The organism is Marinifilum sp. (genome assembly GCF_965230805.1).
Classification (GTDB): domain Bacteria; phylum Bacteroidota; class Bacteroidia; order Bacteroidales; family Marinifilaceae; genus Marinifilum.
Genome location: NZ_OZ246019.1, coordinates 3,752,724 through 3,773,885, shown reverse-complemented (window position 1 = coordinate 3,773,885; position 21,162 = coordinate 3,752,724). Strand labels below are relative to the sequence as shown.

Genomic DNA, 21,162 nt, shown 5'->3' with positions numbered 1-21,162 from the left:
CAAAACAGTCATTACCGTGCAGGTATAATAATTATTTTAATCATGCTTCATTTCATACTACTGCTTTAAGCTCGAAACCACAAGATTAAATTTTCCTTTTGAGGTTTTAATCAGCTGATCGGTGCCTATTGTATTAAATCGAAGGCCACATTCATTCCCAAGCAAATCGCGCAAGTTCGACTCTATACCCTCTAAATCTTTTTTATCGAATCTTTCGTCAGGAATCAGGTTTACGACTATTATGCCGCGTTCATTCTGAACAATTTGAGCTGCTAACAAATTTTTGACCTGTTTAAAAGCCAAATCAAGTCGACCAATTTTTTGTCCATTTTCTAACACAACGTAATCATCATCCCTGCCTTCAATTTTTTTAATCACGCAAATTCCGTTGCTGCAATCAGCCAACTGCACAATATCATCAACCCTGTAGCGAATCAAAGGAAAAGCTGCATTTATAAAGTTTGTTGTAATTAAATGATCATCCTGAAACTCGGTATGCGAATAGAGCGGAAACTCGCGGTAAAGTTCATCCTGAAACTGTCCTAGTGCCACTGTTTGCTCGGCATTGCCATACCAATCGTATAGTTTTGTATTTAATATTTTCTCTATAATTTCTTTCTGAAACTGGTGCAACACCTCGGATGAAGTAAAACCAACAGGGATATTTAAGCTCAATCCTTTTTTGTGTAATTCGGTGGATAAAATATGCATAGAGCTTGGATAGGCTTTAATCACTTTGGGTTTAAAATCTTTTATTAACTGATAATATTCATCTATTCGATCAGACTTCAAATGATAGGATGACAAGTACAAAACATTATTGCTTTTGTCGAAATACGAAAAGGTATTTCTGTTTAATGTTCCTCTTAGCGACACCACAGGGTCGCCTAGTTGATAACCATGCATTTGCTGGAAGAAATGGCCATAGGCATACTCTTTTATTGTGGATGAAAAATCCCTGTATACCTGTAATGGTGTTCCTGTTGTTCCGCTCGAATAGGCTTTAAAAACACAGATGCGTGATTTTGCCAACATCTGGCTTGCATTTGCCCGAACCTCTGCTTTCGATATGATTGGCAATTTGCCAATGTCAGATAAATCTTTAACCGAATTCAGATCTAAACCATGCTTTTGATACAAATTCTTGTAAAAAACTGTATTCGAAAAAGCATTTCGATATTGAGCTACAAACTCCTCACTTTTTAAATGCAGAATCTCAGATTCCGACATTTGATCCAATTCAACTATTCTTTCTAACTCACGTTTGAAAGCTCTACCAAATTTTATTTTATAGGTAATTAAATCTTTAATTAACGACATATCTTGAATAAAATAAACACGAATACCACCAATTACACGAATTAGGAATCATCAAACATTTCACCTTTACCTCACATTCATCCATCCCCGGTGATTATAATCAAGTAAACAACCAAACATACAATATATAATTTGCCGGGAATGTTCCTAATTCGTGCAATTGGCGAGATTCGCTTATAAATCCTTTAAGCTTTATCTATTTCCTTTAAAATCTCTTTTGTTGTATTATCTTTTTCCTTGGTATCCAAATAGGAAACCATTAAATTAAATTTTCCGGCTTCGGTTCTAATAATCTCCTTCTCGGTAATTTCATTGTAATGGATTTTACAATCTTCCGTTACCAATTGTGTTAGGTTTTTAAGAAGTTCAGCCTTGTTTGTGTGTGTAAAATTAGAATCGGGTATAATATTCAAATTGATTTCTCCAGGTACCTTCTGTACAATTTGAGCCGCCAAAATGTTCTTGATGTTATTGAAATTAAATGCATGATCGAGTAAACCTATTTGCTGCCCATTCTCTAGCATTACATACTGATTGTCGCGCCCAAGAATTCGTGATGTTCTGCACCTAACGCAACTCGAACCGCAATGCAATTTGATAATGTCATCTACCTGATAACGAATTAATGGAAAAGATTTGTTGATAAAACCTGTTGTAATGATATGATTTTCCTTTACCTCGATGTGTCCGTAAAGTGGAACATCCTCGTACAAATCGTCTTTTACCTGCCCCAAAGCGATGGTTTGTTCCGAATTCCCATACCAATCGATAAGTTTTGACTGCAGTACTTTTTCAATAATTCGTCGTTGCCAATCGTGAAGCACCTCCGATGAAGTAAAAGCAATGGGAATATGAAGCTCCAAGCCTTTTTTATACAATTCGGTTGATAATATCTGCAAAGAACTTGGATATGCCTTCACCACTTTGGGCTGAAACTCGCGAATTAACTCGTAATATTTTAAGATGTTTTTTTCATTTAAATTGTAACTCGACAAATGCATGGTGTTTAAGGATTTATCAAACCTAAAAATTTCATCCTTGTCAAGATCTCCTTTTATTGAGATTACCTTATCGCCCAAAGTATATCCATGAGTGTTCTGAAAATGATATCCGTAAGAATACTCCTTGCATACCGATTGATAATCGCGATATAGCTTTAATGGCGAACCTGTTGTTCCGCTGGTAAATGCTTTGTATACAAACACACGATTGGTGGTTAATAAATCGTCAACGCAATGCCTGATGTCATCTTTTTTGATGATTGGAAGCTTTTCAACATCATCAAGCGATTTTACCGAGTTGATGTTTAATCCGTGTTTGCGGTACAATTCGTTGTAAAAGCTTGAGTGCAAGAAAGCGTTGCGATATTGCTTAACAAATTCTATGTGTTTTAATTCTTGTAATTGGGATTCGCTTATTGAGTGTAATTCTTTAATTCTTTTCAATTCCTTTTCAAATCCTTTTCCGAATTTAATTTTGCTCAAAAAGTAATCCTTTATTCCCTTGTAGCTCATGATATATTGAGAATAATGTTTTTAATACACTGTCTGGATAAAAGTCAACAACCGCTTTGGTTGAATTTAGTGAGTAGTTTTGATATAGAGCTCTATTGTTCATTAACTTGATAATGGCGTTTTTTATGGCTTGTTGATTTCCCGGATCAATCAAAATTCCATTTTTACTTTTGTAAATTAAATCGGGAATTCCTCCAACTTTACTTGAAATAATTGGTAAGCCATAACTCATGGCTTCGAGAATAGACAATGGCAATCCTTCCTTGTACGACGGTAAAATAAAAGCATCAGACAAGCGGAAAAGCTCCTCTTTTTTCTGGCTGTCGGCCCAACCTTCGAAACAAACCATTTCCTGTATATTCCATTCCGAAATGCTAGCCTTAAGTCGATCAATTTCACCATTACCAGCCACCTTTAATTCCAGCTGGTCTTCGAATTGATTTCGATTTTTGGCAATGGTCTTAATTAAATCGAAAATGCCTTTGTTGTCACCAATTAATCCCAGAAACAACAATTTAAATTTATTGTTGGTAATCATCCGCTCGGTATTTACTGGCGGTATAATCATGTTGTTTAAAATTCGAATCTGCTTCGGATTAAAGGCACTGGAATAAAAATGCTTCCACTTTTCCGATAAGCAAATCACCATATCGACTGTGTTAATTACAAAACGAATTCTTCGCTGCACAAACTTTGATGAGCCCAGATAAAAATCGCGAAAACCTCCTCCATGAATGTGATAAATGATTTTCTTTCTCGTAAAAAACCTTGCAATAACAAAAAGAATATATTTGCGATAAAAGCTTCCTTTCGAAGCTCCATGAATGTGCAATATCTTAATTTCTCTGTCTTTTATCAGGATGAACAACATCTCGATAATGCAAAGCGGAAACCAAATGGTATTCAACAGACTGGATGAAAAGCGATGAGTTACCAACACTTTAAAATCAGACATGTATTTTGAGTAATTGTTTACACACAAACCAATGCCACCTTTTGAGTTTTGATTTCCTGGTGCTATGTACAGAACTTCTTTCACCTTACAATGTAGTTTTAACTTCCTATTAGTGTTGGCATAATTCCTAACAATGGCTTTTGCTGAAGAGGCTGCACAAACTTGTGCCATACTCTAAGCATGCGGGCAATATTCTCATAAGTTCCACCATTAGAGTTAATCGAAACCCTTGGTATTTGGTATACCGAGATTCTTCCATTATCTAAATCGGGTTCAGTGGTAAAAGCCATTTGGTACTCGTATTCTTTTAACAAGGCAATATCTCTTTGATTGAAATCACCATTGGGATAAGAGAAGGATTTAATCTTTATATCCAGCCATTCTTCCAGTGTTTTCTTCGATTCACAGTATTCAAAATCCAATTCAGCATCCGAACATTTTATTGTTATAGGATGATGATAGGTATGAGAGCCAATGGAAAACAATGGATGCTCGCTCAAGCGTTTTAATTCGAGAAGATCGATACAAGATCTTTTAAGAACATGCCGGGAGGATACATCGCGAATCAAACTCAACCTTTCGTGATTCGGCAATTTCTTGAGCTCTTCAACCGAAGTATATTCCGGATTTTCTTTGATTACGATTGGTGCAAATTCCCACCAAAAATTACCTGTTATTACCGATCTTACAGGAACAAAAAAGCTTGCAGGAATCTTGTATTTCTTTAGAACAGGAATCAATTTTAAATTCCCTTTCCATCCATCATCAAACGAAACAAATGCGGTTCTGCCTTGTACCTCTTTCTCTCCTTCAACGATCTTGTAATAGTCATCTTCAGAAATAAAGCTAAAGCCTTTTGCGATCAGAAATCGAATAATCCCTTTGAAAAGAGGCAGTGATGGATTGTGAAAATAAATTGATAACACCTGCTTATCGAATTGTTTTAATGCTGATTTGCTACATAACAGGATGAGCAATAATCCTATTATATTTCCAATGTATTTTTTTAGTATATCCATATTAACTTGAGTGTTGCAATTTCTTTTCTCCTGCCAATACAATGTTCTTTTTATCATCACTGCTTTTCTGAACTTGTGCAGGCTTGTTGGGCAATAACTTATCCATCAGGTCTTGCACCTGTTTATTTGTTTTTAATAATCGATATTTAAAGTATGGCAAGGCCAGTAAAGCTGCGGGTCGTAACTTGAAGTCGAAACACATGTAAAACTCTTCGATGCAATTGGTAAACTGAAACTTGTAGGTATCCATTCCAACTCCAAAGGAGAGTTTTTGTTTCTCATCACGAAAGCTAGAGCGAATCACCTGATCAATACAATGAATCCCTACTCCATATTTTCTATATTTTCGATCGAAAGCAGCATCAATACCTATTCTTTGCTCATTGTAATCGATAAACGTACCGTAGGCAACTGCTTTTCCGTTAAACTTGATAAAGATCACCTGCGACTGCATGTTCTCATACATTTTCATGTGAAATTCTTCTTTCACTTTGCTTTCATATAAATTGCCTTTGCCATCCTCGGTTTTACTTGCTGATATCTCCCGTATCAACTTTAAACTCTCTTGATTAAGTAATTTTTGTTCAACCGACATTTCATATCCATCTTTTTTAATTCGTCTGACTGTTCTGCGTAAATCCTCACGAAATTTTCTTGCATATACATTTAGAGTAAAATCTTCGTAACTCTTATAAGCCAAAGGTTTTAAATACAACGCTCCTGCATACCTGTAAAATTTGAACCTATTTCTTAGAAGGCTGGTTTTGGGCAGGTACTTAAAAAACATGAAGTGATACGAAATATTTCTTTTCATCCATCTTACCAGTTCCTTTGCAAATGAATCTTTCAGTTTACCAATTTCTAAAATATCATAGCCCATTCCCGACCATTGTTGTCCTAAAAACTCAACAAACTGTAGTTTAAAAATCTTAAAGTAAGTGCGGCTAAGTTTCATTAATGGAACTATGGCAACCAACTTACTGCCTTGATAAGCTGCAATGATATATGGCTTTTTATGACTTCCAAAGTCGTTGTCGTTCCTGGAGTTAAAAGTGTTGTACCAATCGCTTAACCAACTGGCTTGATTTCCAGGAAACTCTGAGAAATAGTTTATCTCTTTTATATCTTCTAATGTGATTATTCTGAAACTATACATTTTGATATCTTATCATGAAATTGGTATGATTTTCTTTATCTGCGATATGCAGGATATATTTGTTTTACACTTTCGTAGGATTCCGACTTCCGCCTAAATTCAATAAAACTGTTAATTCGGTGTTCGATTAAGGCAATTCCAATGTAAATAGATAGAAAAGCATCAATTAAAAAGTAATTGGCCTGCTGGGTTGCCAGACACGACAAAAACATAAAAAACAACGCAACAGTCAACTGGTTATGACTCGTTTTAGCCCTCGATATCGATCTGTACAAGCTAATCAGAAACATGATATAAATCGCAAATCCGATTAATCCGTTATCTACTAAAGTTTGTATAAAACCATTGTGAGCAAAAAGTGCTGTGCCATCTATCTTTTCGTAACGCCGTCCCGATTCCTTCATTCCCATCCCAATTAGGTGGGTAACAAAATTACTGTGATAGAAATTTTGAAGGTAGGTTTTGGCAATCTGTAAACGCCCCGATCCAACAGTTTCATAAACCGATTTTTCTTCTTGCCCGGCTCTATCGTCCATTATTCTGCGCCTAAACCCCTCATTGGTTTGAAACAATGCTGATAAGCCTATAAGTAAAAAAGCGGCAACAATAGCAATTTTCCCTAAATCTTTAAAAGAAATTTTCCTGAGAAACAAAACCATAATTCCAACTGCAAACATTAGCCAACCTGTACGGGCGTATGTTTTAAACAGAAAAAAAACCCCTGCAAAAAGGATTGGAATTACAATTAAATTAATTCGTAAATCGCCTCGCCTTTTTACAATAAAATCTACCAAAACCACACTCGAAACAGCCAAAACAGCCGATGTATAGTGCGGTGCTCCCAATAAGCCAACCAAACCATCAATGGTGGTATCTTCCATCCAGAGCAAGGTAGTTACAGGAGCCGAGAATACTCCAAAATAATAGGGAACATTACAAAGAATGAAAAAGGCTGCCATGTATACCGGTATTAATCTTAATTGCTTTAATGCCTTTACATGCTTAATGTTTAAATACAACCAATGCACAAACAGCGGAATGCTTAAGTATTTTATAAAATTAATGATTGAATCAACCGGAAACTTAAAGAATCCAACATTCACCAGATTTTTTATAGCAAACAGATATCCCAGAACTAAAAATGTATACTTGGTTTCCTGCCCAAGCACTCTTGAAATCAGAAACAGAATCAAGGGAAGTTTCCACAAGTAAACCATTTCTTGTCCGCCAACAGTAAAGCCTTTTAAATAAAAGGCCAGAAAAAATAGCAGAAACCAAAATCCAATTTCAATGTACTTCATCGCTTCAAAAATGATGTAATTAACTTGCAAATCTTGTCCATATCCAACAAACCATATCTTTGATCAACAGGCAGTGGGAACAGGAATTTGGCAAGCTTATACTCCTGTTTATCTTCATCGATATTCTGCAAAACATTTGGCCAATATCTGGCTACGTATACTTTCTTAAGAATTAACTCTTTTCTTAAATCATCATTTTCCAAATAAAAAGGGTAAACCATTGGCCCATCAATATCCCAATCGCTAAATGAAATGCCATTTAGCCCTTTCAGCTTTAGATGTAAATATTTAAAGTTTCTGTTCCTGCGACTTTTCACTGCTGAATAGTCGATGCCTGATAAAATACGATATGAAAGGTCTGACATCAATTTTATTTCTTTTCCGCTCAAATACTCTTCATTTCTTTTATACGCCTTGTATCCATCATTTGCCCCATTTTCCAGGCGGCGCAATAAATGTTCACTTCTTTTCCATGAAACTTCTTGTTTAAAATCCATTTCAGGTGCATCTTCGGTATGCAAATATGCACCATCGGCAACTCCAAAAAATTTGCGGGCCGAATAAAATGTATCGAAACCTTTAATTGGAGCTTCAAAAAATGCTTGAGAATTATTGATGATTAAATTGTTCACGCGACTGGTTAAAGAATTTACATACCTTCCCTTTAATCCAAAATAATTTATCACTAAAAACGCCTCGTCTTGTTTTGGATAGATAATTTTTTCAGGTTCCAAATTCATATTAATGGGATATTTTTCAAATTCAATATCCAATTTAAGGATGGGCTCAATTAAAGTATCGCAGGAATATTCAGGCAAATATATTTTTTTGTAAGCTTTTGTTCGCAAGATGTATTCCAGGCAGTTTCTGCCTGTATTCAAGCGAATTAAATTCGGATAATACTCCGATTCAAATCGATTCTCCAACTCAAAATATCCACCTATTACTCTAGTCATGTTTTAATTATTCAAGCTCAACAGCTATTAATTCTTCAATTTTATCCATCATTTTATCTCGCACCTCTATATTTGGAAACTCCAACAATCCTATTCCTACAGTACAATTTGATCCGTTAAATCTGTAAATGTTTCCTCCTTTTTCAACCATAAGTCGAATTTCAAGTATATAATCGAAAATGCTTTCGTGTACCTTAAGCGATTTAAATATTCCATCCTGATTAGAATGTATCACATAACTGGTATAGAAGTGATTGATATTCTTGTGGTTTTCAATTTGGGGTTCAATACCCATGCAAGCATCTACACTCATTTTAATCATGTCCACATTACTGGCACTTTTAATGATATCAGGAATGCAATTGATACCATTTCGAGCTGCCATTTCAATCAGGTAAACATCATCATGCTTATCAACAATCACCTCAATATTAAGACCTCCAAACTTTATTTTTAACAGGTCGATTGCTCTTTGCAATTCCGATTGGATTCTTTCATGAATGTCGGCAGACAGTAAAGATGGATAATTGATACTTGAGGGAACAAATGAATTTACTTCCAAATCGTTGCCCTGATCACCCAAATAATAGGCGATGATTTTACCATCATACACAAAGATATCTCCATCTAACTGCGGATATTTTTTTTCGATAAACTCCTCAACTATAAACCTTTTGCAGTGTGAAAACTTCATGGCATAGGTAATTGCCTGATCCATTTCCCAAAAATCATTAACAGCGCTAATTCCTTTGCTACCGCATGAATCTACAGGCTTAATCAGAACAGGATACTGAAACTCCTCACTTGAGTTGGCATAATCTTTAAGACTCGAATAGGCTCCGTAGCGCGGAGTATTGAAAGCTTGTATTCGCAAAAAGCGTCGGTACAAATCTTTTTCCGATAATGTTTTTACCGATTGGTAAGGGTTTCCTGGTAAGCCCATTTTTTCGGCTATAAAAGCAGCAGTTGGGGCTGCCAGATTGGATGCATATGCCAAAACTCCATCAATTTCAAGCTTTCTTGCCAATTTCAACATTGCTTTTAAATCGGTGATATTTACCTTGTAAAAATCATCAGAATATTCATGACCGGGATTAATGGGCGAATCATCGCAAGTAACAACATGGTAATTCATTGCCTTTGCATATTTAATACATGGAACTTGAAAAGATGTTCCTCCAAGAATTAGTATTTTCTTTTTTTTATCTTGCATAATTCAATAATCCCTTACGCTCATAACAGCTTTATTCCCAATCCAAAACATTTGCTTTAGCAAGGAATAGACTCAATTGGTGTCGGTAATTGAGACCGAGTTCCTAAATATTATACTTTTTTCCACTTTCTTAAGGGTATAAGTTCTTTAAGTATTAAAAGCCCATCGCTAACTGCTTCTTGTTTTGTAGCATAAGCCAATAGCAGGTATGTTCCGATACCTGATACGATCTGAAATAAGAAGGACAGCATATGGTTTTGTATTAGCCAACCAATACTCATAACTGCAGCCGTAACAAGTGTGATCAAAAATGTTTGACTTATATCCTTTAACTGATTGATTGTGGAGTAGGAAATTAACTTCCCTGTGTAAAATGCATTTATAAAAAAACTAATGAATGATGTTACAATTTGCCCAACCACCAGGCCAATTATTCCCCATTGCAATCCAATGATAATAGCCAGTACAACAAATATTTTTTTAACAATTTCCAAATATAAAAACAGATCCGACCTACCTTTCACTTTCAGAATATTCGTATTGGACGAATGCACGGTGTATATCATTCCTGCAATACATAGCAATTGAAAGTAGGGAACTGATTGCATCCATTTTTCACCCAAAACAATCAGGAACAATGGTTCTGCAATTACTGCCAAACCAACCATCAACGGAAAGTTGATAAAGACCAGCAGTTTGATCAGCTTTCTGAACCCCAATCGCAACTTTTCATTATCGTCCTGAATTTTAGAAAATGCCGGGTAGGTTACATTCCCTACTACCTGTGCCAAGGTTGTAACCGGTACTTGTTGAAATTTTTTGGCCTGATCGTAGAATCCCAATGCTGTAGCCGAATACATCCTACCAATTACCAATAGGTACATGTTTTCGAATATTTGACTGATTAAGCCCGACAGCAATAATTTAGATCCAAAATTGAATAAACTTTTAAATGATTTTATTGAAAAAATAAAACTTGGACGCCATGAGCTTTTTAGCCAAAACAATATGGTTCGGAACACATAAATTCCCATTACCTGTGCTGCCAATGCCCAAACTCCAAAATTTAATAATGCCAACACTACGCCTAAAATCGCTGACAGAATGTTTGCTGTAACAACTACTTGCGCAATGGCTTTAAAGTTCATATCAATTTTAAATTTTACGAACTGAATCAAGCCAAAAGAATTTATCGCTAAAATAGAGCAAACAACACGAGTTAGATCCACTAATTCCGGAGTTCTAAAAAAATCAGCAATTAAAGGTGCTGCAAAAAAAAGTATCAGGTAAAATACGACACCCAAACTAATATTTAAAAAGAAAACCGTTGAAAAATCAGTTTGATTCGCATCTTGTTTTTGAATGAGTGCATTGTCAAAACCACTATCAATAAATATCTGAGATACTGCAATAAATATGGCCAGCATTCCTAGCAAACCAAAATCACGGGGTTCGAGCAAGCGAGCCAGAAAAATTTGAGAAATCAAAAGAATAAGCTGACTCCCAAATTTTTCTACAAAACTCCAGAAAACCCCTTTTATAGTTTGACTTTTTAATTCGGACATAAGTTGTATAACTTAGGCAACAATTCTTTCGCGAATGGAAGATGCTTTTTTTAGTTCCTGAACAATTCGAATGCAGGCTTTACCATCTCCGTATGGATTAATGGCTTGTGCCATTTTTCTGTAACTGGCTTCTTCCTGAAATAGCAAGTCAACCGATTCAATGATTCTTTGCGAATCGGTGCCCACCAGTTTCACCGTTCCCGCTGTTAGTGCCTCAGGCCTCTCGGTAGTATCTCTCATTACAAGTACCGGCTTGCCAAGGAAAGGAGCCTCTTCCTGAATTCCTCCCGAATCGGTAAGAATCAGGTAAGACAAATCCATTAAGTAAACAAATGGTAAATAATCAATTGGGTCAATCAGGAAAATATTTTTATTTCTGCCTGATTCAGAGTTTTTTCCCAGAATATCGTAAACCGGCTTTTGAACATTTGGATTTAAATGAACAGGATAAACAAAATCGACATGTGGATATTTCTCAGCCAAGAACTTTACGGACTCACAAATATTTAAAAATCCCTTACCAAAATTTTCTCTTCGATGTCCTGTAATCAGAACCATCTTTCTTGTTCGATACACCCATTCGGCTACCAAACTTGTTGGTATTCCTTTGGATTGTAGCACGTTTACAATATTCATTACCACCTTTGAAGAGCGATGAATTTTTGTTAAGGTTAGCTGTAATGCATCAATAACAGTATTACCGGTAACCACAATTCTATTTTTAGAAATGCCTTCATCCATCAGGTTTTTTTGTGCCATTATAGTAGGTGCAAAATGCCATTGTGCCAATCGTCCGGTTATTTGTCGGTTGGCCTCTTCGGGCCACGGCGAATACAAATTATTTGTTCGTAAACCTGCCTCGATATGCCCAATGGGTATTTGCTGATAATATGCCGCCAATGCTGTTGTTGATGATGTAGTGGTATCACCATGAACCAAAACCAAATCAGGATTTGAAACTTTTAAAACATCACGCATACCAATAAGAACACGACTGGTAACGTCGTATAAATCCTGACCTGATTTCATGATTTGCAGATCATATTCAGGTACAATTTCAAACAAGTTCAATACCTGATCTAACATTTCGCGATGTTGACCGGTAACACAAACTATGGTTTCAAATTGTTCAGGATATTTTTGAAATTCCTTTACCAAAGGAGCCATTTTGATAGCCTCGGGGCGAGTGCCAAAAACCAATAATACTCTATATTTATTATTACTCATAACTTTTGAATTAAAAATGTGAAAACCTAATGTTATTGCAAGCCATTCTTTTTGTCCTGTTTTGCTTTCAGAACTTCAACAGAAATCCGATTATCAATTCTTTTTTGGCGATTTGTAACTCCACAGAAATCAAGAATCACCTTTTCGTCGGAATAAGTAAGGGTTTTAAACTCGTTATGAGCAACCAGATATACAATCAAATCGGCCATATCAAAAGCAAGCTGAAAATCGCTAATCTTAAAGTCGTCGTGCTCATCGATATTAGGCTCAACAAATAAAAAATCTTCCTTCTTGCTTTGAGCAACTTTACTAGCAATATACATGGCAGGAGACTCTCTTAAATCATCAATATTGGGCTTAAATGCCAGTCCCATGATTGCAATTTTTGGAGCATAACCTCTCTCGATCTGAAATTGAAGTTGAGCATTTTTAATTTTCTCAACACACCAAAATGCTTTATAGTTGTTAATCTCACGAGCTTTACCTATAATCTGGCTCTCTAATGGATACTCCGAAACAATAAAATAAGGATCGACTGCAATACAGTGTCCACCCACTCCACAACCAGGAGTTAAGATATTTACTCTTGGATGCTTGTTTGCGAGTTCAATCAGTTCCCAAACATTGATATTCGCTTTTTCGCAAATAATAGATAACTCGTTAGCGAAAGCAATTTGAACATCGCGCGATGAATTCTCTACCAATTTGCACATTTCTGCGGTTCTGGAATTGGTTTTATGAAGCTCACCCCTAACAAAGCATCTAAAAAACTTACATGCCATCTCGGTTGATTCCTCATCAATTCCTCCTATTACCCGATCGTTGTGCTCCAATTCGTATATAATATTTCCGGGAAGCACTCTTTCAGGACAATAGGCTATAAACAATTTGTTTTCCAATTCAGGACGTTTGGAATAGATCAAATCACGCACTTTTTCGGTTGTCCCAACAGGTGAGGTTGATTCAATAATGAACAAATCTCCTTCTTTAAGCAATGGAATAGCTGCGTTTGTTGCGTTCAACACGTAAGAAATATCGGGTTCGTGATTTCCTTTGAATGGTGTTGGAACAGCAATGGTAAACACATCTGCTTCCTGAACTTCCAAATGAGCTGATAACAAATTATCCTCTACAACTTGATGAACTAAATCATCCAATTCGGGTTCAACGATGATAATTTCACCCAAATTAACGGCTTCTACTACCTTTGGATTTACATCTACTCCCTGCACACGAATCCCACTTCTGGCTATAAGTGAGGCCGTAGGAAGTCCGATATACCCCAATCCAATTGTGGTAACTACTTCGAACTTATTCATAAAATTTTTCTGATTTTGTGATACTGTAAATAGTATCAAGTAAGGTGTTGAACTTGTTTAATCTTTTCTAACGAAATATCGGTATAAACACAAGTTCCCAAAGAATCGAATCTAATTACAATACGATCCTTTCCTTTTATTTGAATGAATTCGCCTTTAATTCCTTCTAAAGGACCACCCATTACCTGAACCAATTCTCCCTTTATCAAATTATCATGACTTAAATCTACCTTACGGTTTTCATCGTCAAGAAAAACTCGAAGGGCTTTAATTTGCTCTTCAGGTATAGGCACAGCTTTGCCACCAAAAGTTACATACCCAACGGCATAACCAGAATTGATTACGTCGTAATACTCCCTTTCGCTGACTTTTACAAACAAATAAGAACGAATAAGTGGTTCTTCGACCCACTTTGTTCGATCGCTCCACTGGCGAAGCTCTTTTCTTAAAGGAAGGTAGCACTCAATGTTTCTTGAGCGCAACTCATTGTACAGCCTTTTTTCCGTACGCGATTTGGTATAGATCGCATGCCAAAAATATGGCCTTTTTAAGATTTGCATGGTTGGTTGAGTTATAAGGTTTATACGTGAATAAATAAAGGTCCGCCAACAAAAAACAATCTTGATTGAAGGGTGGTTGAAGCCCCGGATCATTTTATTAAAGGCGTATAGCGCTCTGATTTTTTATGTACTGTCACGGCACAGCTTCGCTTCCTCGGTTACAGAAAACTAGTCTGCCGATTTTTTTCAATTAATAATTTTGAAAAAGACGAATCTTTTTCAGGGTGTTTATTAAAATGTATGGGTAGCAATTATGCTTACATAAAGTTGGGCATTATCTTTATGTATGCCGATTAAAAGTCACTCTTTAAACTGGGTGTACTTTCAAACGACAATGAAAATTTCGTTAGATTTTCTGATATGAACAAATTTGCGAACACATTAGCTAAATTAAATCCAGGCTATTTTGGCAAGAGCACCATCTTTCCTGACTAACTCACTCTTTTACCTGATTATCAATAGATAAGAATAATTAAACTGTTGGCTCTTGGTTATATTTTCTTAAACTTAACACCAAAAAAATACAGCACACAACCCTACTTACCAATCACTTACATTTATTATCCGTTAAGTAATTCTACGATTAATTGGCTCGTTTTAAATGAAAAAAGCATATTTAAAAAGTAAGCCGTTCAAACACTCAATTGCTAATATGCTTAACCCGCCCAAAAACTTATGCTCCCATAGGTATTGGTTATCAAACAAATTCCTGTTGAATGCAAAGAAATTACTTTTTACAGATCCCCTTAAAATCCATATCATTCATACACTTTATTGCGCATCAACCACCGCTATGGTAACCATATTAACAATCTCACGAACCGAGCTTTCCAAAGGCACGATATGAATGGACTTGTTCATACCAATCAAAATTGGACCAATGGCCTCTGCTCCTCCAATTTCCTGCATCATTTTATAAGCAATATTACCACTACTAAGGTTTGGAAATATAATTGTATTTACTTTTCGACTCCCCAATTTCGAGAATGGGAACATTTTGGTTCTTAATTCCGGATTCAGCGCAAAATTCATTTGAATATCGCCATCAACAATTAAATCAGGATGCTCGCGATGCAGTTTTTCTACCGCCTGCTGAACACGTACAGGGCTTCCGGCTCTTATTGATCCAAAATTAGAATAGGATACCATGGCAATTACAGGTTCGATATTAAACTTACGAACGGCTTCGGCTGTAAGCAAACATGTATCAACCAAGGTTAGAGCGTCGGGACGAGGATTTACCGTAGTATCCGAAAAGAAAATTGGTCCATGCTCGGTCATTAATAAATACATACCTGCTATATGATTGATATCCGGTTTAATTCCTACTGTTTGAATGGCAGGGCGTATGGTATCGGCATATTTCGAAGTTGATCCACTAATAAAAGCATCAGCCTCTCCTGTTTCAACCATCATGGCTCCAAAATAATTTCGATTGGTCATTTTATCAATAGCCTCACGCAAGGTAAGTCCTTTTCGATTTCGCTTGCCGAACAATATTTTAGCATACTCCTCTCTTCTGGTTCTCTCCTCAGCACTTTTCCAATTAATGATCGTCACATCATCCAAATCCAAATCATTCTTTTTTATCACTTTGTGGATGTATTCGGGATTACCTAAAAGTATAGGAATGGCAATCCCTTCGTTCATAACTGTTTGAGCAGCTTTTAACACTTTAAAATTGGCTCCTTCGGCAAATACTACTTTTTTAGGATTGCCTTTGGCTTTATCGGTTAAAGCACGCAACAATTTATTGTCTCTTCCCAACCTCTTCTCCAGTTGTGTTTTATAGCCTTCCCAATCGTGAATTGGAGCCTGTGCAATTCCTGAATCAATTGCAGCCTTTGCTACAGCCGGAGCAACAACGGTTAACAAGCGCGGATCGAGAGGTTTTGGAATGATATAATCCTTGCCAAAGGTCAAATTCATTTCCTGATATGCTGTGTTTACCATATCAGGAACATCTTCTTTTGCCAATTCTGCCAAAGCTTTTACAGCGGCTATTTTCATTTCCTCGTTAATTCCTCTTGCTTTTACATCCAATGCTCCCCGAAAAATAAATGGAAATCCCAATACATTGTTTACCTGGTTTGGATGATCGGATCGACCGGTTGCCATCACCAAATCATTACGCGTTTTCATTGCCAAATCGTAAGTAATTTCGGGGTTGGGATTGGCCAAAGCAAACACGATTGGCCTATCGGCCATACTAAGTATCATGCTTGGCGTTAACACATTGGCCACCGATAAACCCAAAAACATATCCGCTCCATTCATGGCATCTTTTAGGGTTTTTGCACTATTGGAAGTAGCAAATTCCTTTTTGATATCGCTTAAATCGGTGCGCGATTTATGAATTACGCCTTTGCTATCGAGCATGATGATGTTCTTTTTTTTCACCCCCAAGGCAATGTATAATCGTGTGCAAGCTACCGCCGAAGCTCCTGCTCCATTCACCACAATTTTTATATCGCTTAATTTTTTATTCTGTAGTTCAAGGGCGTTAATTAAGCCTGCAGCCGATATAATAGCCGTTCCGTGCTGATCATCGTGCATAATCGGAATATCCAACTCCTTTTTTAACCTGTCCTCAATGGCAAAACATTCGGGCGCTTTAATGTCTTCCAGGTTAATGCCCCCAAAGCTTGGTGCAATCCCCTTAACAATTTTAACAAACTCGTCTACATTCTTGCTGTCTACTTCTATATCGAACACATCGATATCGGCAAAAATTTTAAACAGCAAGCCCTTCCCTTCCATAACCGGTTTACCAGCTTCGGGACCAATATCGCCCAAACCTAAAACAGCTGTACCGTTCGATATTACAGCCACCAAGTTTCCTTTGGCCGTATACTTGTAAACATTTTTAGGATTTGCCTTTATTTGCAGACAAGGTTCGGCCACTCCCGGCGAGTAAGCCAGCGATAAATCCAATTGTGTAGAATGTGGTTTAATTGGAACAACCTCGATTTTCCCGGGACGTTTGCCTTCATGGTAATTTAATGCATCCTCTTTGGTAAATTTTGCCATAATATTTACTAATTAAGATCAACTGATCATACTAAGTGGTCATTGACAAATGCTCACTTGTTCACCGATAAATGGCCGTAGATCAATTGCAGTTTGTTATTTTTTTGATTTTTTTGGTGGTGGGCACCTTAAGGGAACTAATAGTAGAAACTATGTGGAGCATGATATAAAACTTCTCAACTTCACTGTTCCTTACCAAGGGAGTTTTACTCTATTAAAATTCCGACAATAATTATTGAATGGAAAGAGGGAAAGAAATGTTTTGCAGCATGCTTTGCTTCAAAAAATTTAAGGCAGCATTATTGTGCTTTTGCGGATTGGAATAGCAAGATGGAAATAAGGATTGTACGGACAATTTGGTTTCATAGGTATATTTGATTAGCACAACAAAACTGAAGCTTACATTAGTAAATAACGTGAGTTCGACGTAAAATTCTATCCACAGAAAGTTATATTTGGGATAGATTTGCATTAAAAATTTGGAAAGAATAGCGGGCTATTTTGAGGAATTTTTAATGTGAAGATGTCGTAAAGAGAACTTTCCATTATGTGTTTGCCTCCTTTAGGCATAAATTTCCTCAAATCTTCTTGAAATATCCCGTTATTCCTTCGAAAATTTGAGAAAATTTCTACTCAAAATCAGATCAAACTGTGAACGAATTTTACGTCGAACTCACGTTATTTATCAATTTGATATTTTCAGGAATAGGTTTACAATTGTTTTGATATAAATCCGATCAAAAAAAATTTTGGGAAGCAGATTTATCATTAAATCCGATCAAAAGAAAATTTGGGAAGCAGATTTATCGGTAAATCCGATCAAAAGAAAATCTGGGAAGCAGATTTATCGGTAAATCCGATCAAAAAAAAATCTGGGAAGCAGATTTATCGGTAAATCCGATCAAAAAAAAATCTGGGAAGCAGATTTATCGGTAAATCCGATCAAAAGAAAATCTGGGGAGCAGATTTATCGGTAAATCCGATCAAAAAAAATTTTGGGAAACAGATTTATCGGTAAATCCGATCAAAAAAAAATCTGGGAAGCAGATTTATCGGTAAATCCAATCAAAAGAAAATTTGGGAAGCAGATTTATCGGTAAATCCGATCAAAAGAAAATCTAGGAAAGTGGTCCATACCAAACGGCATTGACTATCTTTTCTATCCTTGAGCAAGCACCTTGTGTCCTTGACGGCTTACATGCTGTCCGGGACACAGTAAACCAGACACTTAAAACAACAATTGGTATTTACTTTAAGGTGAGTAAAGTTAAAACATAAAAAGCAGCAAAAAGTTGATTGAATCATCTTAGTGCTGCTTTAACATCTATGAAGTTATTTACATGTCCTCGGCTATTCTTTCCCGAAAACGATCGAGATCTCGCTAAAAAGAGAGATATATTCCATTAAACAGTTGCATATCAAGTTCATTGTATTATTTATATTTACACCAAAAAATGTTTATAAAGAACAGCACACAAAGAGGAAACCAGAGCTGCCAAGATTTCGAAGAACCCACTCCCACTTGTCGAGGCAACTCATGTAAAAAATCAAAATGTAATGCTGGTTTATATCAATTGACAGAAATGACCATAAACTAACTTGTTATTCATAACGAAAGAATAAATGGCCCAAATTTTTGTACCGTCGTTTTTAATGATTTCAAACTCTACTTCTTCGTTGAATATTACACGCGGTCTAAAAATTTTAGCATTTATAGTAGTTCCCTCTTTCTTGCCCACAGACTTATCGCCAGGGAAATAAACCAAGAAATAATAACGATACCCACGGTAATCCTGTCCAATTAAATTTACTCCATCTTCGAAAGAATTATGCTGTGTGTAATAAGTTCTGCCTATGCTCGTTTCGTTATAATAATAACGATTCTGATCGTTAGCCATTATCTCATCCAACTGCTCCTGATTATAAGGAATTGTTGTATCCGATATCGTAACTGTGAAAGACAATTCCAATCCGTAAGAATCGGTTAGTTTTATAATTGCTTCGCCCTCGGCAAATGCTGTAATTACAATTACATCATTATCTATAGATACTGATATATTTTCGCTTTCGGAACTTACTTGGTAGCCTTCGTTTCCTTGCGCTATGCGTATTCGTCCCACACCCGTATGCCCAAGGCGCTTTTTAATAGTAATGTCCTCTTCTTCCAGTAAAATCTGGCTGTAAAAACTTGTTACACTTACTTCGTTATACTGACTGTTATTGTCCGATATGATTATTGATGTTTGCCCAAGAGAATGAGTATTAATTTTAATCTCGTTATTCTCTAATGTAACGGTAGCTATATCGGGGTTTGCCGAAAATGCTGAGTATTCACCGGCTCCATCTTTTATACTCACGCTTGATGTGGTACCCACCTCAATTTCGATCGATTCTTGCTCCAGTTCAATTTTTGGCATTTCCTCTTCCTGAAGTAATTCCACGTCATCATCATCGCTGCATGAAGCCAATACAAATGTACATGCAATAAACATCAGCAGTATTTTATATATCTCGTTTTTCATGATTCAAAAGTTTAATTATTAAGCGAAACAAGAATCCTATTTAACATGAATTCCTGTTTCGGAATTGACTATTCTTAATAAGATATTCTTCTACCAATCTTTCGGATAAGGTTGTTCATTATAAACCAACTCATCATCGAATAACTTGGTAGCCATAAGCTCCATTGCACTCTTTTGTCTGTAGAAATTTGAGCGATTTGGATCCATTGCAAAAATCATATTCGAACCGTAACCATTGCTGCGCAAATAATCAAGTCTTGCTTCTGATGCAAAGTACCCTCTGGCAAATTCTTGCGAATAGATTGCCATATTAGATCTTGGCATACCCGGATAGTTGTTGCCCAGGTCAGAACCTTGAAGGTAATCAGCTATACCATAATCAACAAAGGTACCTGAAGTTTGACCCTCTACATCGGGTAGAGACCTTGTTCTGCCATATACGTAAGCACAAACCAAACGATCGGGCATTGCTTTTTTCGTTTCGTAGCATAACCTTGATGCAGCTTGGGTTGATGGATATACAAAACCTGCTGGAGCAGGATATTGATAATTAGAGTATTCATCATCAAAGAAAACACCGTCAAGATGGTATGCATCGCAAACTGCTTTTAACTCTTGTGCAAAATCGCGAGCTGTTTCATCGGCAAGGTTAGCAATACCCGAGCGATCGTGATTACCCAAAATTCCCAGGATTACTTTCATTCCGCGATCTTGTAATGGTTTAATGTACTTTTCTTTGTTATCTAACAAATGCTGTACATTGTCATTGTTATACACATAAACACGACCTGTTTCGGCATTGTAATTAATGTTTGCCGAGAATAGAATAACCATATCTACAAATGGTTTTCCACTGTCTTTAAGAGTAAAACACAAGTTATTAAGCGGGTTGGTATCATTTACCTCCATACAGCTTATTATCTTTATCCCGCTTGCCTTATCGGTACTTGAAATTTTGGTAAGATCTTTAACAAAAAGAAGATAATCGGATGCAGATTCGGATAGGCTTATACTTCCTGATGCTATTTCTGCCGAAACTGGCAGCACATAGGTTTTATCAGGATCTAAATCGGCATGAGTAGTAAGCTTAACCATTACCTGATCAGACTTAACTGCACCTTTAGCTATTTCGATATTACCCATTATCTCGGCCAGTTCCTGAGGAAAAGCCTCGTAATTGGTGCCATTATCGTTATTATAGGCATCTAATACGGCCGAATTGTACTTAAAGGATCCTGAAACCTGAGATTCTGCTGTTTTTGTTAAGGACAGGTACAATGAAGCCATTCCTTCGTTTCTAAATTCGAATAACGAAGAGGACAACTTACCTGCATCATTAACCACATAAGCCAGCGAATTACTATTTGTTTCATAAGCACCTTCGTCCACTGATATGACATCTATATTTTCGTCGCAGCCCGCAAATAGCAACATACAAGTTGCAAGAAGGCTGGTAATTTTTGATTTGAATGATATATTGTATTGCATAATATTCAATTTTTAAT

The 21,162-nt window shown here is 36.5% G+C and carries 14 protein-coding genes and 2 pseudogenes; all 16 read right to left on the bottom strand.

Translation table 11 applies throughout. The features are described 5' to 3' along the window. Positions 1-57 precede the first annotated feature (57 nt). The 16 genes and pseudogenes from ACO05S_RS14845 to ACO05S_RS14770 all read right to left on the bottom strand — a co-directional run bounded on the left by ACO05S_RS14845 (position 58) and on the right by ACO05S_RS14770 (position 21,145). Entirely contained in the window at positions 58-1,320 is a 1,263-nt protein-coding gene (locus tag ACO05S_RS14845) for a hypothetical protein (RefSeq protein ID WP_421918791.1), read from the bottom strand. A gap of 185 nt (positions 1,321-1,505) precedes the next feature. Next, positions 1,506-2,804 carry a hypothetical protein gene (locus tag ACO05S_RS14840; RefSeq protein ID WP_421918790.1) on the bottom strand — a complete coding sequence of 433 codons (1,299 nt, stop codon included), beginning with the start codon at positions 2,802-2,804 and terminating at the stop codon, positions 1,506-1,508. Next, entirely contained in the window at positions 2,791-3,873 is a 1,083-nt protein-coding gene (locus ACO05S_RS14835; RefSeq protein ID WP_421918789.1) for a glycosyltransferase family 4 protein, read from the bottom strand. The genes ACO05S_RS14840 and ACO05S_RS14835 overlap by 14 nt, the downstream gene beginning before the upstream one ends. 14 nt (positions 3,874-3,887) lie before the next feature. After that, complete coding sequence (locus ACO05S_RS14830; RefSeq protein ID WP_421918788.1) at positions 3,888-4,808, bottom strand: polysaccharide deacetylase family protein; 921 nt, start codon at positions 4,806-4,808, stop codon at positions 3,888-3,890. 1 nt (position 4,809) lies between these two features. Beyond that, positions 4,810-5,964 carry a GNAT family N-acetyltransferase gene (locus tag ACO05S_RS14825; protein ID WP_421918787.1) on the bottom strand — a complete coding sequence of 385 codons (1,155 nt, stop codon included), beginning with the start codon at positions 5,962-5,964 and terminating at the stop codon, positions 4,810-4,812. Between the two features lie 35 nt (positions 5,965-5,999). Beyond that, complete coding sequence (locus ACO05S_RS14820) at positions 6,000-7,265, bottom strand: O-antigen ligase family protein (RefSeq protein ID WP_421918786.1); 1,266 nt, start codon at positions 7,263-7,265, stop codon at positions 6,000-6,002. Next, positions 7,262-8,221, bottom strand: coding sequence for a hypothetical protein (locus ACO05S_RS14815; protein ID WP_421918785.1), 960 nt, complete (start codon positions 8,219-8,221; stop codon positions 7,262-7,264). Before ACO05S_RS14815 ends, ACO05S_RS14820 begins: the two co-directional genes overlap by 4 nt. Positions 8,222-8,228: 7 nt before the next feature. Then, entirely contained in the window at positions 8,229-9,434 is a 1,206-nt protein-coding gene (locus ACO05S_RS14810; protein WP_421918784.1) for an ATP-grasp domain-containing protein, read from the bottom strand. A 110-nt stretch (positions 9,435-9,544) separates the two neighbouring features. Beyond that, a complete protein-coding gene (locus ACO05S_RS14805; protein ID WP_421918783.1) occupies positions 9,545-10,999 on the bottom strand; it encodes an MOP flippase family protein in 1,455 nt (484 codons plus the stop codon). Positions 11,000-11,011: 12 nt separating this feature from the next. Then, positions 11,012-12,226 (bottom strand): non-hydrolyzing UDP-N-acetylglucosamine 2-epimerase, encoded by a 1,215-nt coding sequence (gene wecB, locus ACO05S_RS14800; RefSeq protein WP_421918782.1) that lies wholly within the window; start codon positions 12,224-12,226, stop codon positions 11,012-11,014. 32 nt (positions 12,227-12,258) lie between these two features. Next, positions 12,259-13,545 (bottom strand): UDP-N-acetyl-D-mannosamine dehydrogenase, encoded by a 1,287-nt coding sequence (wecC, locus tag ACO05S_RS14795; protein ID WP_421918781.1) that lies wholly within the window; start codon positions 13,543-13,545, stop codon positions 12,259-12,261. Between the two features lie 35 nt (positions 13,546-13,580). Beyond that, the gene (locus ACO05S_RS14790; protein ID WP_421918780.1) at positions 13,581-14,105 is read right to left on the bottom strand and encodes a UpxY family transcription antiterminator; all 525 of its coding nucleotides are present in this window, start codon (positions 14,103-14,105) and stop codon (positions 13,581-13,583) included. A 771-nt stretch (positions 14,106-14,876) separates the two neighbouring features. Further along, a pseudogene (locus ACO05S_RS14785) lies at positions 14,877-15,839 on the bottom strand (phosphate acyltransferase); the annotation flags it as partial. 72 nt (positions 15,840-15,911) lie between these two features. After that, positions 15,912-17,135: pseudogene (locus ACO05S_RS14780) on the bottom strand (malic enzyme-like NAD(P)-binding protein); the annotation flags it as partial. 1,565 nt (positions 17,136-18,700) lie between these two features. Continuing rightward, positions 18,701-19,657: a hypothetical protein gene (locus tag ACO05S_RS14775; protein WP_421918779.1), complete on the bottom strand. Its 957-nt coding sequence runs from the start codon at positions 19,655-19,657 to the stop codon at positions 18,701-18,703. 90 nt (positions 19,658-19,747) lie between these two features. Further along, complete coding sequence (locus ACO05S_RS14770) at positions 19,748-21,145, bottom strand: BT_3987 domain-containing protein (RefSeq protein ID WP_421918778.1); 1,398 nt, start codon at positions 21,143-21,145, stop codon at positions 19,748-19,750. Positions 21,146-21,162 lie beyond the last annotated feature (17 nt).